General features: G+C 55.7%; 16 protein-coding genes and 1 tRNA gene. 7 read left to right on the forward strand and 10 right to left on the reverse strand.

Annotated features, from left to right (window positions below; all coding sequences use genetic code 11):
* Positions 1-54: 54 nt before the first annotated feature.
* The 3 genes from fdhA to FHW68_RS07290 form a co-directional block, all read right to left on the reverse strand.
* On the reverse strand, positions 55-1,254 hold the full coding sequence (fdhA, locus tag FHW68_RS07280) for a formaldehyde dehydrogenase, glutathione-independent (RefSeq protein WP_095631890.1): 1,200 nt from the start codon (positions 1,252-1,254) through the stop codon (positions 55-57).
* 197 nt (positions 1,255-1,451) lie between these two features.
* Entirely contained in the window at positions 1,452-2,207 is a 756-nt protein-coding gene (locus tag FHW68_RS07285; RefSeq protein WP_095631891.1) for an SDR family NAD(P)-dependent oxidoreductase, read from the reverse strand.
* 12 nt (positions 2,208-2,219) lie between these two features.
* Positions 2,220-2,987 carry an SDR family NAD(P)-dependent oxidoreductase gene (locus FHW68_RS07290; protein WP_095631892.1) on the reverse strand — a complete coding sequence of 256 codons (768 nt, stop codon included), beginning with the start codon at positions 2,985-2,987 and terminating at the stop codon, positions 2,220-2,222.
* 240 nt (positions 2,988-3,227) lie between these two features.
* Here FHW68_RS07290 and FHW68_RS07295 point away from each other — a divergent pair, with 240 nt between their 5' ends.
* Positions 3,228-3,935 (forward strand): TetR/AcrR family transcriptional regulator, encoded by a 708-nt coding sequence (locus FHW68_RS07295; protein ID WP_095632016.1) that lies wholly within the window; start codon positions 3,228-3,230, stop codon positions 3,933-3,935.
* Positions 3,925-4,701 (forward strand): pyrroline-5-carboxylate reductase, encoded by a 777-nt coding sequence (locus FHW68_RS07300; protein WP_095631893.1) that lies wholly within the window; start codon positions 3,925-3,927, stop codon positions 4,699-4,701. Before FHW68_RS07295 ends, FHW68_RS07300 begins: the two co-directional genes overlap by 11 nt.
* Positions 4,702-4,771: 70 nt before the next feature.
* On the opposite strand, the gene FHW68_RS07305 is transcribed toward FHW68_RS07300, so the two are convergent.
* The 3 genes from FHW68_RS07305 to FHW68_RS07315 all read right to left on the reverse strand — a co-directional run bounded on the left by FHW68_RS07305 (position 4,772) and on the right by FHW68_RS07315 (position 8,436).
* Positions 4,772-5,155, reverse strand: coding sequence for a VOC family protein (locus tag FHW68_RS07305; RefSeq protein WP_095631894.1), 384 nt, complete (start codon positions 5,153-5,155; stop codon positions 4,772-4,774).
* Positions 5,156-5,218: 63 nt separating this feature from the next.
* Positions 5,219-6,343 (reverse strand): S-(hydroxymethyl)glutathione dehydrogenase/class III alcohol dehydrogenase, encoded by a 1,125-nt coding sequence (locus FHW68_RS07310; RefSeq protein WP_183679611.1) that lies wholly within the window; start codon positions 6,341-6,343, stop codon positions 5,219-5,221.
* Positions 6,344-6,399: 56 nt separating this feature from the next.
* Complete coding sequence (locus FHW68_RS07315) at positions 6,400-8,436, reverse strand: NADH:flavin oxidoreductase (protein WP_095631896.1); 2,037 nt, start codon at positions 8,434-8,436, stop codon at positions 6,400-6,402.
* A gap of 205 nt (positions 8,437-8,641) precedes the next feature.
* On the opposite strand from FHW68_RS07315, the gene FHW68_RS07320 reads away from it, so the two are divergent.
* The 4 genes from FHW68_RS07320 (at position 8,642) to FHW68_RS07335 (ending at position 12,637) form a co-directional block, all read left to right on the forward strand.
* Positions 8,642-9,391 carry an electron transfer flavoprotein subunit beta/FixA family protein gene (locus tag FHW68_RS07320; RefSeq protein ID WP_183679613.1) on the forward strand — a complete coding sequence of 250 codons (750 nt, stop codon included), beginning with the start codon at positions 8,642-8,644 and terminating at the stop codon, positions 9,389-9,391.
* The gene (locus FHW68_RS07325) at positions 9,391-10,326 is read left to right on the forward strand and encodes an electron transfer flavoprotein subunit alpha/FixB family protein (protein WP_095631898.1); all 936 of its coding nucleotides are present in this window, start codon (positions 9,391-9,393) and stop codon (positions 10,324-10,326) included. Before FHW68_RS07320 ends, FHW68_RS07325 begins: the two co-directional genes overlap by 1 nt.
* A gap of 142 nt (positions 10,327-10,468) precedes the next feature.
* The gene (locus tag FHW68_RS07330; protein ID WP_183679616.1) at positions 10,469-11,368 is read left to right on the forward strand and encodes a glycine betaine ABC transporter substrate-binding protein; all 900 of its coding nucleotides are present in this window, start codon (positions 10,469-10,471) and stop codon (positions 11,366-11,368) included.
* 288 nt (positions 11,369-11,656) lie between these two features.
* Positions 11,657-12,637 carry an isopenicillin N synthase family oxygenase gene (locus FHW68_RS07335; protein WP_095631900.1) on the forward strand — a complete coding sequence of 327 codons (981 nt, stop codon included), beginning with the start codon at positions 11,657-11,659 and terminating at the stop codon, positions 12,635-12,637.
* 625 nt (positions 12,638-13,262) lie between these two features.
* On the opposite strand, the gene FHW68_RS07340 is transcribed toward FHW68_RS07335, so the two are convergent.
* A tRNA-Ser gene (locus FHW68_RS07340) sits at positions 13,263-13,350 on the reverse strand.
* Positions 13,351-13,474: 124 nt separating this feature from the next.
* Here FHW68_RS07340 and FHW68_RS07345 point away from each other — a divergent pair.
* Positions 13,475-14,146, forward strand: coding sequence for a Bax inhibitor-1/YccA family protein (locus tag FHW68_RS07345; RefSeq protein WP_007898177.1), 672 nt, complete (start codon positions 13,475-13,477; stop codon positions 14,144-14,146).
* A gap of 58 nt (positions 14,147-14,204) precedes the next feature.
* On the opposite strand, the gene FHW68_RS07350 is transcribed toward FHW68_RS07345, so the two are convergent.
* The 3 genes from FHW68_RS07350 to FHW68_RS07360 are packed head-to-tail and all read right to left on the reverse strand — an operon-like array spanning position 14,205 to position 15,445.
* A complete protein-coding gene (locus FHW68_RS07350; RefSeq protein WP_183679618.1) occupies positions 14,205-14,609 on the reverse strand; it encodes a VOC family protein in 405 nt (134 codons plus the stop codon).
* Positions 14,610-14,620: 11 nt separating this feature from the next.
* A complete protein-coding gene (locus FHW68_RS07355; RefSeq protein ID WP_183679620.1) occupies positions 14,621-14,950 on the reverse strand; it encodes a YceK/YidQ family lipoprotein in 330 nt (109 codons plus the stop codon).
* A gap of 57 nt (positions 14,951-15,007) precedes the next feature.
* Positions 15,008-15,445, reverse strand: a complete 438-nt coding sequence (locus tag FHW68_RS07360) for an Lrp/AsnC family transcriptional regulator (RefSeq protein ID WP_183679622.1) — start codon at positions 15,443-15,445, stop codon at positions 15,008-15,010.
* Positions 15,446-15,508: the final 63 nt, after the last annotated feature.

Below are 15,508 nucleotides of genomic sequence, written 5' to 3' on the forward strand. Positions count from 1 at the left end.
CGAGGCTGCGATAAAAAAGGGCAGCTCAACGCTGCCCTTTTCCCAACCTACCCCTTAGGCCGCGCTAAACAGCTTGTGCGGGTCCATGACAAATTTCTTCGGCACCCCGGCGTCGAACTCGTGGTAACCGCGCGGCGCGTCGTCCAGGCTGATCACTTGCACGCCGACGACCTCGGCAATCTTGATCCGGTCCCACATGATCGCCTGCATCAGCTGGCGGTTGTACTTCATCGTCGGGGTCTGGCCGGTGTGGAAGCTGTGGGACTTGGCCCAGCCGAGGCCGAAACGGATGTTCAGGCTGCCATGCTTGGCGGCTTTGTTGACCGCGCCCGGGTCTTCGGTGACATACAGACCGGGGATACCGATATTGCCGGCGACCCGCACCACGCCCATCAGGGCGTTGAGCACTTCGGCCGGGGCCTCGTGCTGTGCGCCGTCATGGCCGTGGCCACGGGCTTCGAAGCCCACCGCATCGACCGCACAATCGACTTCCGGCTCACCGAGCAGGTCGGCGATTTGCTCGTGCAGTGGAGTGTCCTTGGTCAGGTCGGCGATCTCGAAGCCCTGAGCCTTGGCATGGGCCAGACGTAGCGGATTGACGTCGCCGACGATCACCACCGCCGCACCCAGCAGACGGGCGGAGGCGGCAGCAGCCAGTCCGACCGGACCGGCACCGGCGATATACACCGTGCTGCCAGGGCCGACACCGGCGGTCACCGCGCCGTGGTAGCCGGTCGGCAGGATATCGGAGAGGCAGGTCAGGTCGCGGATTTTCTCCATCGCCTTGTCGCGATCAGGCAGCTTCAGCAGGTTGAAGTCGGCATACGGCACCAGCACGTATTCGGCCTGGCCGCCAACCCAGTCGCCCATGTCCACATAGCCATAGGCACCGCCGGGGCGCGCCGGGTTGACCGTCAGGCAGACGCCTGTGTGCTGTTCCTTGCAACTGCGACAACGGCCGCAGGCGACATTGAACGGCACCGAGACCAGGTCACCGATCTGCACGTTCTCCACGTCGCGACCCTTCTCGATTACCTCGCCGGTGATCTCATGGCCAAGCACCAGCCCGACCTGAGCCGTGGTCCGACCACGCACCATATGCTGGTCGGAGCCGCAGATATTGGTCGAGACCACGCGCAGGATCACGCCATGGTCAATGCGCTTGCCGCGCGGGTCTTGCATTTTCGGATAGGGGATGGCCTGCACCTCGACCTTGCCTGCGCCGAGATACACGACACCACGATTACCAGACATGATTTCACCTCGCTTTTGTTGTTGTGAGAACACGGCCCTTGTACTGCGAAGGGTCGCATGGCCTTACAGTGCGGCGGTATATGTCTTGCGTTTGCGCGTGAATGCAGATTGGTTGGAAGTCACCTTCCAACGACGCATGATTAGCAGTCATCGTATCGATCCTACGCCTGGTATCAGTACCCGGCGAGAGCATTTAGTCAAAACGGCAGTGGTAGTTTCGCCGTGCGTCCGCCATCCACCACCAGCACCTGCCCGGTGATAAAGGCCGATGACTCCGAGGCCAGGAATACGACTGTCCCGCCAACATCCGCCGGCAATCCGGTACGCCCGACCGGGTGAAGGCGCAGGAGTGCCAGGCGCGCCGCACGCGGATCAGCTTGAGCGGCGAGGTACGCATCACTCAACTCGGAATTGATCCACCCTGGAGCAATGGCATTGCAGCGGATCCCGTCCCGGCCCAGATCGATTGCCAAGGCTCGGGTCAGCCCATGGATGCCGGCCTTGGAGGCACAGTACGCGGCATGTTCAGGGTTGGCGCCTATGCCTTCGATCGAACCGATGTTGATAATGCTGCCACGGCCTCGCTGACGCATCTGAGGCACCAACGCCTTACACAAGAATGCTGGCGCCCGCAGATTGACTGCCATCATGCGATCCCAGTCCTGCTCGGTCATATCATCAATGGATTTCTCGAACATGAACCCGGCGTTGTTAACCAGGACATCGATTCCGCCAAGCTGCTCCTGGGCGAACTGGGCAATCAAATTGGGTGACTCCATCGAGGCGAGATCAGCCTCGACGAAATAGACTTGAGGGTGATTTTGCAAGTCGGCGTCCAGTGCCTGACGCTGAGCGATCAACACAGAAGCTCCCGCCTCAAGCAATTGTTCGGTGATGCCTCGGCCAATCCCTCTGCCGCCCCCGGTCACCACTACATTTTTACCGTTGAGCATCGCTACCTCTCCTTAGCCGGATACCGGCTTGGCGCCTGTGACTTCTACCGTTTCACCGGCGATGTACCTGGCCTCGTCGGACGCCAGAAATGCGATGACATCCGCAATGTCTTCAGGTTCGGCGATGCGGCCTAATGGCACGCTCTTGTTCAGTTCTTGCACGGCTTTGTCCGGATCCAGGCCGCGACGCTCAAAGCCGCTGCGTATCATCGGGGTGTTGATTTCGTGCGGGCATACGGCGTTGACACGGATGCCCAAAGGGGCGCAATCGCGGCCCAGATTTTTGGTTAACGCCGCAACAGCCCCTTTGCTTGTGCAATACGCCACATGAGCGGGGCCGGGATAAATGCCCCAGACAGATGATGTGTTGACGATTGCGGCGCCCGGGCGATTTTTCATGTGCGGTATCGCGGCACGGCAAATGAAGAACACCGCATTCAGGTTTACGCTCATGGCGTCGAACCACATGTCGTCGGTGGTTTCCTCAATCGTGCCGCGGGGAATGATGCCCGCATTGTTCAATACGATGTCGATCCCCGAAAAAACATCGACGGCGGTTTGGACAATCGCTTCGCAATATTCTTTTCGGCGTAAATCGCCTGCCACGTAGTGGACTTCTGCGCCCAGGTCATGGACTTTGGCGGAGATTGATTTGCAACCGGCTTCATCAAGATCAGACAAGACAAGCTTGGCGCCTTCTCGGGCGAACAATAGTGCTAGCGCCTGTCCGACACCGCCGGCAGCGCCGGTAATGACCACCACTTTATTATTGAATTTCATAGGGCAACCTGCCTGAAGTTTTTGGCGCAGCCATTATTTGGTTTCAATGGATCGCAGCGTCCAACAACTTTTTTACTGGGCCAAAGGATGACGTGGCGTTATCCAAAAAATCGCGCGCGCAACATCCTCTTGGCATGGCGAACATATGTCTAAAAAATGTACGCCGATGTACATGCCGTGTACGCCACAGATTCCGAGGTGTACAGTGACGAAGAATTTTCAAAGAAAGGTGCAACCCGAATGTCACAGACAGGAAGGGCGAAAACCAAAGCGCAGGACGCAGGCTGGCGAGGTTCCGTCGATGGTTGGCTGGATGCCGCTTACGATGCTCTCAAAGAGTCGGGTGTGGATGCTGTGCGGGTGATGCCGCTGGCCAAGCGTTTGAATTTGTCTCGTACCAGCTTCTACTGGTTCTATGAAGATCGGGAACAGCTGCTAGCGGCACTCCTGGCTCGTTGGCGGGACAAGAACACCGGCGGTATGGTCAGCCAATGTGAGAGTTATGCGGAAAGTATTTCCGAAGCGATTCTCAACGTCTTCGAGTGCTGGCTGAACCCTGAGCTGTTCGACTCGCAGTTTGAATTTGCCGTGCGCAGTTGGGCGCTGCAATCGGACGAGGTCAAAGCTGAAATCGCTTTAGCCGATGAAGCGCGGATGAATGCCTTGGCCGCGATGTTCCGACGGTTTGGTTACGACGTCGAGGGGGCTGACGTTCGGGCCAGGACGATCTATCTCACACAGATCGGCTACATCTCGATGAAAACCAATGAAGATATTGTCGTGCGATTTCGACGGATTCCTCAGTACGTGAGCGTGTTTACCGGCAAGGTACCGAAGCGTCGCGAGCTGGACCGCTTTTATGGAAAGTTCGGCTACGCAGAAAAAGAGCCCGGTGTTTTCGTTCCCTTGGTCGATACATTCGAGGAGTCTCCTGCCGATGGAGAATAGAACCCTGGGCATCATTGGGGGCACCGGCTGGCTCGGGCGCGCAATCGCGCAGGCGCTCCTTGAAAGCGGCTTCATCAAGCCTGACCATTTGTTGATCTCGAACCGCTCCGGCGTCAGTACTTTCGAGCCAGGCGTGAGGCTGCTGGCCGACAACCAGCAGTTGGTGGACCTCAGCCATATTGTCGTGCTGTCCATCCGGCCGGAGCAGTTTCGTGAACTGCTGATCAACGCCCGCGGCAAGTTAGTGATTTCTCTGATGGCCGGAGTTCCGGCGGCAGCCATCAGCGCGGCAACCGGTGCGGATGTAATCGTGCGGGCCATGCCGAATGCGGCCGTGGAAATCAGGCAGTCGTTCACGCCCTGGTACTGTGCCGGAAACCTTGTTGAGCGCGACCGCCAGTGGGTGCAGCGACTGTTCGAGTGCGTAGGTTCGGCGGACGAAGTGCCTGATGAAGACTGTATTGATTATCTCAGTGCATTGTCCGGGACTGGGCCGGCCTTCCCAGCGATGCTGCAAATGGCGCTGACTAATCAGGCGGTGGCTGCAGGAATTCCACTTGCCATCGCGCAACACGCTGCACAAAGCGTGGTGGTGGGGGGAGGCCAGATGCTTGCCAGCCGCGATCCGCGACAAATGATTGAGTCGTTGATGGCTTATCGTGGCGTGACGGCGGCAGCGCTGCAGTCGATGGCCGATCAGAACATCGAGTCCATTGTGGGGACGGCGGTAAAGGCCGGCGCTGAAGTTGCGCGTCGGGGAATGTAGCCAGGGCAGGGGATAGACAGTGAAGGCCCGCTGAAGGGCCTTCACTGTAGAAAGCATCAACCGATTGCGATTATTCGGCCTTGAAGCAGTAGACAGCCAGTTTGTTGCCATCAAGGTCCCGAGCGTAAGCGGCATAGGCATTTTCAGCCCAGCTACGCGAACCCGGTTGGCCTTCACAGGTGCCACCCGCCGCGAGTGCGGTTTCGTGGAATGCATGTACTGCAGCGCGACTTGGCGCTTCGAAACTCACGGTCACGCCATTGCCAACGTTGGCAGGATTGCCATTGGCGGGTTTTAGCACGAAGAACGACGGTTTATCCACGCCCCAAATGGAGCCGGATTCATCAAGGTCGGCAACACGGTTAAGACCAATTTCTTTGAGAACACGATCATAGAAGGTCCGTGCTTCGGCAAGGTCATTGGTACCGACAGTGACATGGGTAAAAACAGACATTTTGATTTCCTTTGGGTTGTGATGCGGGTGTGAGCGCTGGCCGGTATCACGGCAGTGCCTTGGTCAAAAATGAATGACGGTGCGGATGCTTTGCCCTGCATGCATCAATTCGAAAGCCTTGTTGATGTCTGAAAGGCCAAGGTTGTGAGTGATGAAGGTTTCCAGCGGAATTTCGCCGGTGCTCGCTTTCTCGACGTAGCTGGGAAGCTCCGTGCGGCCCTTGACTCCACCAAACGCGCTGCCACGCCAGACGCGCCCGGTTACCAGTTGGAAAGGGCGGGTACTGATTTCCTGGCCCGCACCGGCAACACCGATAATGATCGATTCACCCCAGCCCTTGTGGCAGCACTCCAGAGCAGCTCGCATCAATTTGACGTTGCCGACACATTCAAACGAATAGTCCACGCCACCGTCGGTGAGCTCGACAATCACGTCCTGGATGGGCTTGTCATAGTCCATGGGGTTTATGAAATCGGTGGCGCCGAGCGATAGGGCGACGTCCCGTTTGGCCGGGTTGATATCAATGGCGATGACTCGCCCGGCGTTGGCCATTTTCGCGCCGATGATGGCCGCCAGCCCGATCCCGCCGAGCCCGAATATCGCAACGCTTGCCCCGGCCTCGACCTTGGCAGTGTTGAGTACGGCACCTATGCCTGTGGTCACGCCACAGCCCAGCAGGCACACCTGCTCTAGAGGCGCATCCTTGGGGATTTTGGCCAGGGAGATCTCCGGCAATACCGTGTACTCGGAGAAGGTCGAGCAGCCCATGTAATGGAACACCGGCTGGCCCTCAAAGGAGAAGCGCGATGTTCCGTCAGGCATCAAGCCCTTGCCCTGTGTCGCTCTGACTGCCTGGCACAGGTTGGTCTTGCCCGACAGACAGAATTTGCATTGCCGGCACTCGGCCGTGTACAGCGGAATCACATGGTCGCCGACCGACAATGACGTCACGCCTTCGCCGATCGACTCGACAATCCCGCCACCCTCATGACCCAACACGGCAGGAAAGATCCCCTCGGGATCGTCGCCCGACAGAGTAAAAGCATCCGTGTGGCAGACACCGGTTGCCACGATTCGTACCCGTACTTCGCCAGCCTTGGGCGGTGCGACATCAATGTCCACCAGCTGCAACGGCTGTCCTGGGCCAAAAGCGACTGCCGCCTTCGATTTAATGGTCACTGCTGACATGGTTCCCCCTCTTGTTTTTGGCGAGCCTCCGTTCCAACAAGAATGGAGGCTCGAACTCAGATTTCTTTCACCAGGCGCAAAGCGTCGTAGATGGCCGCGTGGGTGTTGCGAGCAGACACGGCGTCGCCGATCCGGAACAGCTGGAAACGTCCTTCGGGATTGGTGACGATGTTCTGTGCCGTGCCGGCTATCAGGTCATGCTGCTCTACCGCGCCGCCATTGGTGGAGAGAGGACGCAGGTCGAAGTACAAGTCGTCCAGAGGAAGAGTGCCGTGGTTGACGACCACCTGATCGACCACGCGCTGCTTGTGGACCTGCCCGTAATCGCTGCCAAAGGTTGCAACGAGCCCGTCATCACGTTTTTCCACTGTGTCGACCCGATAGGTGACGGTGAAGGTGACGTCCAGGTCCTGCAGGCTGCGCATGTAGGGCACCAGGTTCATGGCCATGACTTCAGGTGCAAACGAGCGGTCAGGGGTGACGATTTCTACTTTCGCGCCGCTATTGGCGATGACTTCGGCTGCCTGTAGAGCAGCATGATCCCCGGCATCGTCGAAGATCAGTACGTTGCGACCGGGCTTGATGTCACCGGAAATGATGTCCCAGGTTGAAACCACGAGTTCGTTGCCTTTGCGGAGCACCTCGGTATCCGGTAGACCGCCGGTCGCAACGATGACCACGTCAGGCTCGAAGGCTTGCACGGTGTCGGCTTCGGCCCAGGTGTTGAAATGAAACTTCACCCCCAGTCGTTCGCATTGCGCCATGCGCCAATCAATGATGCTGATCATTTCGCGACGACGCTCGTTCAATGCCGTCAGACGAATCTGCCCGCCAGGTTGGTCAGCCGCCTCAAGTACCGTTACATCATGGCCGCGCTCACCGGCGACCCGCGCCGCTTCCAGCCCGGCAGGGCCCGTACCGACCACCAGCACCTTGCGCTTGACCGCGGCTTTGGGAATGTCATGAGGCATGGTGGTTTCCCGCCCCGTCGCTGCGTTGTGGATGCAGTAGGCCGCGCCACCCTGATAGATGCGATCCAGACAATAGTTGGCGCCGACGCACGGGCGAATATCTTCTTCGCGCTTCTCGATGATTTTGCGCACGATGTGCGGATCGGTCATGTGCGCGCGGGTCATGCCCACCATGTCCACTTTGCCCGAGGCGATCGCGTAGCGCGCCGTGGCAACATCGGGAATCTTCGCTGCGTGGAAGGTCGGGAAGCCTGTTGCCGAACGGATCTCTCCAGCGAAGTCGAGGTGGGGTGAGTTGCGCATACCCTGAATCGGGATGACATCGGTCAAGCCAGCGTCCGTATCGATGTGGCCGCGTACCACGTTCAGGAAGTCGACCAGTCCGCTGTCCTTGAGCATGTGGGATATCTGCATGCCCTCGCTGGCATTGAAGCCACCGGGCAGTTCTTCATCTCCGGTGTAGCGAACCCCGAGCAGAAAGTCTTCGCCGACCCGATGGCGGATGCCACGCAGGATGTCGAAGGTAAAGCGCATGCGGTTTTCCAGCGAGCCGCCATAAGGGCCGTCGAGGTCATTGGTCAACGGCGACCAGAACTGGTCCATCAAATGCCCGTAAGCCTGAAGCTCCAGACCATCGAGACCTGCCGCCTTCATGCGCTCCGCCGCGTCTACATAGTCCTTGATGATCCTCTCAATGTCCCATTCTTCCATTTTCTTCGGGAAGGAGCGGTGTGAAGCCTCGCGACGGTGTGACGGCGACACCACCGGCAACCAGTCGGCCTTGTCCCAGCGGGTGCGGCGGCCCAGGTGAGTCAACTGGATCATCACTGCCGCGCCATGTTCGTGGCATTCATCGGTCAGATCCTTCAACCATCCGACCACTTCATCCTTGTAGGCGAGCACATTGTTGAATACCGGCGGGCTGTCTCGGGAGACGGCTGCGGAACCGGCAGTCATGGTCAGGGCGACACCGGCCTTTGCGCGCTCCACGTGGTAGGCGCGATAGAGATCCTTGGGCATGCCATCCACAGGGTAGGCCGGTTCATGGGAGGTGGTCATGATCCGGTTTCTGAGGGTCAGATTCTTGATTTTATAGGGTTGCAGCAAGGGATCGCTGGACATCGTGGTGCGCTCCAAAGTGGGCTTCATCAGGCTTGGTGACTAGAAATTAGGATAAATGTACACATGTGTCAATGCTTTGTGACACAGGTGTACATTTTGCTTGCGCAACAAAAAATCCAGGATTAACATCCGTCAAAACAAGGACTGAACTGGCTTAACCACGCCTGTCATCCATTGCATCGATTGATGAGTGCCCGAGGGAATTATGAAAGTGCTCGTAGCGGTAAAACGCGCCATTGACCCGAACGTGAAGGCTCGTGTTAAAGGTGATGGTTCAGGCGTCGACCTGAATGGCGTAAAGATGGCCTTGAACCCTTTCTGCGAAAACGCAGTGGAAGAAGCTATTCGCCTTAAGGAAAAAGGCGTGGTTTGCGAGGTGGTGGTCGTTTCAGTTGGCACTTCTGCTGCGCAAGAACAATTACGTACGGCATTAGCGCTTGGCGCAGATCGAGCACTCCTGGTTGAAACGAACGCGATGCTCGAGCCGCTCAACGTGGCCAAATACCTAAGCAAAGTGATCGATAACGAAAAGCCGCAATTGATCCTTTTTGGTAAACAGGCTATCGACCAGGAGAACAACCAGACCGGGCAGATGGTTGCGCAATTAATAGGTAGTGGTCAGGCCACCTTTGCCTCAGCCGTCAGCTATGCCGATGGCCGATGGGTTGTTGAGCGTGAAATCGATGGTGGCAGCCAGGTTGTGGCCCTTACGGCACCCGCAGTTGTTACCTGTGATCTGCGCCTTAATGAACCGCGCTACGCCTCGTTACCTAACATCATGAAGGCCAAGAAAAAACCGCTCGAGGTGATTGCCGCTGATGGCTTGGGCGCGAGCGTGAGGGAGCACACCCGGCTGCTCAAGGTGACGCCACCTCCAGTGCGAAAAGCAGGTATCAACGTCAGTTCGGTATCTGAACTGGTGGAAAAACTGAGAAATGTGGTGGGGTTAGTTTGATGCGCACATTGGTTATAGCCGAGCACACAGGTAGTCAACTCACGGCAGGCACGTTGAGTGCAATTACTGCTGCTATCGATCTGGGCTTCGAAACGGATTTGCTTGTGATGGGGGGGGCGCAGGCATCAGACGTTGCGGAACAGGCCGCGCTTACCAAGGGCCTGCATCGAGTGCTGCTCGCGCAGGATGAGATGTTCGAGAAGACGCTGGCCGAAAATGTCCAGCCACTGATCACTTCGCTAGTGGGCGACACTTATACCCATGTAATGGCGGATGCGAGCAGCATGGGTCGCAATGTGTTGCCACGGGTAGCGGCCAGCCTGGATGTCGGAATGCTTTCGGACGTCATCAAAATTGTGTCGGTAGACACTTTCGAGCGACCCATTTATGCGGGTAATGCGATCGCCACCGTTCAGTCCATCGATTCAGTCAAGTTGTTGACCCTCCGTGCCTCGGCTTTTGCCCAAGCCTCGTCCCATCAGGATCGCTGCGAAGTCATGGCCGTTAATGGGGGACGCATTGCAAGCACTGTCAGCTTTGTAAGCGAACAGCTGACGGTGAGCGAAAGGCCTGATCTGTCGAGCGCTCGTGTCGTCGTTTCCGGTGGTCGCGGGATGCAGAGCAAAGCGAATTTTGAATTGATCGAACGTGTTGCAGACAAGCTCGGTGGCGCCGTAGGCGCATCACGCGCTGCAGTGGACGCGGGTTTTGCCCCCAACGACTTGCAAGTCGGGCAGACGGGGAAAATAGTGGCACCGGATCTCTACATCGCCGCAGGTATCAGTGGCGCCATTCAACACCTGGCGGGTATGAGTGGATCAAAGGTAATCGTCGCGATCAACCAGGACGCTGAGGCGCCGATCGCCCAAGTTGCAGATTACATGTTGGTTGCGGATTTGTTTGAGGCATTACCGGCGCTCGAAAAGGCATTGTGAGTGAGTTGATAATGATTCCATGGCAGAACAATGTGCGAAATTTTATATTTGAAAGTTTAATATTAGCTTCGCATTTTTATGAGGGAAGTTGATGCTTCTGCTGTCCTGTCAATAACTATTAATACAGCACGCGGAGATGCACATGATTACGTTATCCAGTAAAACTTGTACCGGCTGGCTTGCAGGTTTGGTTATGATCTCCAGCAGCCTGATAGCTCAAGCCGAGGAGCCCGCGCCTATCCGTATTGGTTGGGTGAATTGGTCGGATACGGAGATCGCTGTAAAGCTGGCAGATACAGCGTTGCGAGATCACCTGAAGCAACCGGTTAAATTGGTTCTGGCCGATATTGGTATTCAGTTCCAGGCGCTGGCTAACGGTAATATCGACCTGATTCCTATGGTTTGGCTGCCAAGCACTCACAAGTCCTTTTATGACAAATACCGCGACAAGCTCGAAGACTTAGGGGTGCTTTATGAGGGGCGGATTGGCATGGCGGTACCCACTTCTATTCCTGTCAGTGAAATCGCCAGTGTCGAAGACCTTAACAAGCCAGAGGTAAGGGAAAAACTCGGCGGCAAGATTTTGACTTCCGAAGTGGGTAATGGTCAGTACAAACTTACGGAAAAGGCCATTAAAGAATATCGTCTTGATGGTTATAAGATGGTCGCTTCTTCAGAGTCTGGAATGTTGAGCGAGTTGGACCGTAATCTGAAACGTGACAAGTGGTCTTTGATTAACGCATGGAGCCCGCACTGGATGTTCTCCAAGTGGTCACTGCGATATTTGGATGATCCGAAGCAGATTTTCGGAGGCTCTGAGCAAATCCACGCGGTCGCACGCAAAGGTTTTAGCGCAGAACACCCCGATGTTGCTCGATTCTTCGCCAACTTCAAAATCCCTAAAGCTGACCTTGAGAAAATGATGGCTACTGCGCGTGATAGCTCGGCAGATAAGGTAGTTGCAGAATACTACTCAGCCAACAAACCCCGCTTTGCAGCAATGTTTGACGACACGACTGCTTCAACAACAGCGGGCCAGTGACGACGGCCACTGTCTTGTCACTATTTTGCAGTTCGATGCCCTTTGCAGTGAGTGAAGGGTGTTGAGTGTTTATCTTTGGATCGGATTTTTGTAAATGCCGGACACAGGTCATTGTATTGCCTTGCGGCGTTATATGATGAGTGGTTCTTGAACATTAGTTTGAGAAAAATAAACGAGCAGTAGCATGCGGGCACGCTGTTGAATCATGTGACTCAGTGAGATCAAAGAGGGCGTCGCCGTGCTTTCTAAATCTTCTGCCTAATTGACATTCTTGAAAGGAGAACATACATGACAGAGTTATTTGATATTCGTCTGGCTAGCAAACAAACAGCTTTCACTGAAATTCCAGTCATAGATATATCGTCGCTCATAAACGGCGAAAATCCACTGGAGGTGGCAAGCCAAATAGGTGACGCATGCGAAAAGGTGGGTTTTTTTTATATAAAAAATCATGGTATTGACCAGCAGTTAATAGATGAGATGTATGCGCTTACCAAAAGCTTTTTCAAGCTTCCTTTTGATGAGAAGAACAAGCTTAATGTCGTAAATTCCGGGCCCACGCTACGTGGTTATATACCGATGTACGCGGAAAACGTCGATCCAGCTAATACCCGCGATTTCAAAGAATGTTTTGATTGCGGAGCTCATTACGATGAGGTCTCTCCATTTTTTGGTCCTAATCAAATGCCGTCGGCACTGCCGCAATTTGAGAAGGTTGCCGAAGATTACCATTCCTCTGTATTGGCACTCGCGCGAATGCTTATTGGTGGGATCGCGCTGAGCTTGGGTCTACCACAAAATTACTTTGAACACCTTCAGCGTAAGCCCATCACGATTCAGCGGATTTTGCGTTACCCGCCCCAGATCGGAAGAATTTCCCAAGAGGAGATTGGTATTGGGGCGCACACGGACTATGGTTTCTTGACGGTCCTATCCCAAGATGCAGTTGGCGGTTTGCAAGTCAGGAACCGTGCAGGGGAGTGGGTTACTGCCCCTCCAGTTGAAGGCACTTTTATCGTCAATATTGGTGATCTGGTTCAAACCCTCACCAACGATCGCTACACCTCGACAATGCATCGCGTCATAAATACCAGCGGTCTAGAGCGCTATTCAATACCTTTCTTTATTGATTTGGATTTCGATGCGGTTGTTGAGCCTGTGCCAACCTGCGTGAGTGAGGCTCTACCTGCGAAGTATGAAGCGTACACGTGTGGCCAACACAAATTTAAGCGTTTCGTTGATAGCTATGCGCATTTGAAAGGCGAATAGGGGGTTATCAATGTGCATCCTATACATGGCCAATCCCGCCGATGCGCAGAAATGGCGAGATGCCTGTCAACGCTCGCCCCTCAACTAGAGTTCCGCCAATGGCCTGATATCGGTAACCCGGCAGAGGTGCACTACATCCTGGCTTGGGAGCCTCTTCCCAGCCTTGTGGACCAATCGTGCACGCTTCACAGCGGCGTGTTGGTGTCATGGGGGTTGGTAGTCTCGGACGCGCCTCGCTTGATCGCCTTCAGCCATTGGACTTTCAACTCAGCGGCTGGAGTCGTTCTTCGAAGGAGGTGCCAGGTGGTCACTGTTACGTCGGCCTGGACGAATTAGAGGAATTTTTAGGGCAGTGGCCGCCCCTATGCCGATTTACGCGTAGTTTGTTGGGCTGTGTCGAAAAGAGATCACAACCTCTGTTTTCGTTCCGGCGCTTTCCTGCGGAAGCTGCCTCTAAATCCGTTCTTCAGGCCTGTAGGTGTAGGCAAGAGACCATTCGAAAAGTTAGCCGCTGGTCGAAAAGCAATACTTCATCCAGGGTGTGGGCTGAAGTGTGGGCTGGCAGGGTTTTCCAAAAGCCAGAAACGACAAAGCCCTGAATAATCAGGGCTTTGTCGTATAAAGATGGCGGAGGCGATGGGATTCGAACTCATGGACCTGTTACAGTCGACGGTTTTCAAGACCGTTGCCTTAAACCACTCGGCCACACCTCCGTTTGCGTTGCGGGCGCCATAATACCTGAATGAAACACACTGTCAAACTCTGTGCATGGCTTGTTACAGAGCGTCTGTTATGATCTTTGCGACTGAACGTTTCAAACCCAACAGGAGTGTCGCCATGCGCGAACAGGATTACGCAGTGAATAACAGCGTGCAGGCTGAGCAGCTAGAGGTTAGCCGCGTCCTGCGCAACACTTACGGTCTACTCGCTCTCACCCTCGCATTCAGCGGCGTGATGGCGTTTGTCGCACAGCAGATGCGTGTCGGCTACCCGAATATCTTCGTGGTGCTGATCGGCTTCTACGGTCTTTTCTTTCTCACCAACAAACTCCGTGATTCGGCATGGGGCCTGGTTTCTGCGTTCGCGCTGACCGGTTTCATGGGGTTCCTGCTCGGCCCGATTCTCAACCGTTATTTGGGTATGCAGGGCGGCGCAGAAGTCGTCAGCTCGGCCTTCGCGATGACCGCGCTGGTGTTTGGCGGCCTGTCGGCTTATGTGCTGATTACCCGTAAGGACATGAGTTTCCTCGGTGGTTTCATCACCGCCGGTTTCTTTGTGCTGCTGGGCGCGACACTGGCTAGCTTGTTCTTCCAGATCAGCGGTCTGCAACTGGCGATCAGCGCAGGTTTCGTGCTGTTCTCCTCGGTGTGCATTCTGTTCCAGACCAGCGCCATCATTCACGGCGGTGAGCGCAACTACATCATGGCGACCATCAGCCTGTACGTATCGATCTACAACCTGTTCGTCAGCTTGCTGCAACTGTTCGGCATCATGAGCCGCGATGATTGATCGCCAGCCTTGAGTAAAAAACCCGCTTCGGCGGGTTTTTTATTGTCTGTGATTTGGCTCAGCGTTGGTTTTGATCAGGTTCGTGGCAACACACGCAGAGTTTGTTGCCGTCCGGGTCGCGCATATAGGCGCCGAAGTAATCGGGATGGTAATTCGGACGCAGGCCCGGCGGCCCCTCGCAGGATCCACCATGAGCCATGGCCAGTGCGTGACAGCGTTTGACGATCTCGTGACTCGGCGCAAGCAGGGCGATCATCTGCCCGTTCCCCGGTGTGGCCGGCTGTTCGTCGTACGCAGTGCCAATGACGAACAGCGGACGCGGTGCATCCTTGCTCATCCACCCCGCCCAGGGTTTGCCGGGATCGCAAAATTTCATCTGCAGCTGCAGTGCATCCATGATCGGTTGGTAGAACGCCAATGCACGATCGAAATCGGTGATGCCGATAAAAACGTGAGACAACATTCATCTGCTCCTTATTCGACCACAATGATGCTGCCATCAGCCTGTTGCCGATAAATGGTGTAGGGCAGCAGCATGGTATCGAGAACGCCGGAAATCACTACGTCGATCAGTACAAAGAGTGTGCCGTTGTTGTATTTGTACTCATCGATGCCCGGGCCTGGAGACGCATGCAGACTGCAAAAGTCATACGTCACGCCGCTATAGATCCGTGGAACCGCACCGCAGTAGGTTTTCTGTTCCTTGAGACTCTTCGCTGCTGCCTCGTCACTGCGCACCACGGTCTGAAACGTGCCGCAACCGGTGAGTGTCATTGCCGCCAATAACATGGCCAGAGTTTTCATGCCGCCAATCCTTCGCCGGAAAAACGCCAATCTACCCCTTTGCGAACAAAACAGCACTCAAGCCATCGGTGGCAGCCGGCGCTTGATCGGGGTCTTCTTGACGATGGCAGTGTTGGTTTCGGCGTGGCTGTTGAGGCGATCGAGGAGGGTGTCCAGTTGTTCCATCGAGCGAACGTGCAGGCGGGCGATGAAGCAGTCATCGCCAGTGACCTTGTCGCACTCGGTGAATTCAGGGATGGCCTGAATCTGTCGCTCCACTTCCTGCAATTGCCCTGGTAACGGGCGAATACGGACGATGGCCTGGAGTTGGTAACCGAAGCATTTGGGGTCGATCTCGACGGTGTAGCCCTTGAGCACGCCACGTTCTTCGAGGCGGCGCAGCCGCTCGGCGACGCTGGGCGAGGACAGGCCGCTGATCTGTGCCAGGGCCTTGAGCGAGCGGCGTGAATCTTCCATCAGCGCGCTGATCAGCACTTGGTCGATGTCGTCGGTCATGGCGAATCCCCTGTTAGGCAATCTGGTGAATAAGCCTTGATAAAAAAGGCAGAAGCCGAGTTT

Origin of the sequence: Pseudomonas sp. Tn43 (genome assembly GCF_014192635.1) — a bacterium.
Lineage (GTDB): Bacteria > Pseudomonadota > Gammaproteobacteria > Pseudomonadales > Pseudomonadaceae > Aquipseudomonas.

Coding starts and splice junctions, on each gene's coding strand:
- FHW68_RS07315 (WP_095631896.1), bottom strand. CDS start 8,436: ATGTCCAGCGATCCCTTGCTGCAACCCTATAAAATCAAGAATCTGACC.
- FHW68_RS07300 (WP_095631893.1), top strand. CDS start 3,925: ATGGAGAATAGAACCCTGGGCATCATTGGGGGCACCGGCTGGCTCGGG.
- FHW68_RS07310 (WP_183679611.1), bottom strand. CDS start 6,343: ATGTCAGCAGTGACCATTAAATCGAAGGCGGCAGTCGCTTTTGGCCCA.
- fdhA (WP_095631890.1), bottom strand. CDS start 1,254: ATGTCTGGTAATCGTGGTGTCGTGTATCTCGGCGCAGGCAAGGTCGAG.
- FHW68_RS07330 (WP_183679616.1), top strand. CDS start 10,469: ATGATTACGTTATCCAGTAAAACTTGTACCGGCTGGCTTGCAGGTTTG.
- FHW68_RS07345 (WP_007898177.1), top strand. CDS start 13,475: ATGCGCGAACAGGATTACGCAGTGAATAACAGCGTGCAGGCTGAGCAG.
- FHW68_RS07285 (WP_095631891.1), bottom strand. CDS start 2,207: ATGCTCAACGGTAAAAATGTAGTGGTGACCGGGGGCGGCAGAGGGATT.
- FHW68_RS07355 (WP_183679620.1), bottom strand. CDS start 14,950: ATGAAAACTCTGGCCATGTTATTGGCGGCAATGACACTCACCGGTTGC.
- FHW68_RS07350 (WP_183679618.1), bottom strand. CDS start 14,609: ATGTTGTCTCACGTTTTTATCGGCATCACCGATTTCGATCGTGCATTG.
- FHW68_RS07290 (WP_095631892.1), bottom strand. CDS start 2,987: ATGAAATTCAATAATAAAGTGGTGGTCATTACCGGCGCTGCCGGCGGT.
- FHW68_RS07360 (WP_183679622.1), bottom strand. CDS start 15,445: ATGACCGACGACATCGACCAAGTGCTGATCAGCGCGCTGATGGAAGAT.
- FHW68_RS07325 (WP_095631898.1), top strand. CDS start 9,391: ATGCGCACATTGGTTATAGCCGAGCACACAGGTAGTCAACTCACGGCA.
- FHW68_RS07305 (WP_095631894.1), bottom strand. CDS start 5,155: ATGTCTGTTTTTACCCATGTCACTGTCGGTACCAATGACCTTGCCGAA.
- FHW68_RS07295 (WP_095632016.1), top strand. CDS start 3,228: ATGTCACAGACAGGAAGGGCGAAAACCAAAGCGCAGGACGCAGGCTGG.
- FHW68_RS07335 (WP_095631900.1), top strand. CDS start 11,657: ATGACAGAGTTATTTGATATTCGTCTGGCTAGCAAACAAACAGCTTTC.
- FHW68_RS07320 (WP_183679613.1), top strand. CDS start 8,642: ATGAAAGTGCTCGTAGCGGTAAAACGCGCCATTGACCCGAACGTGAAG.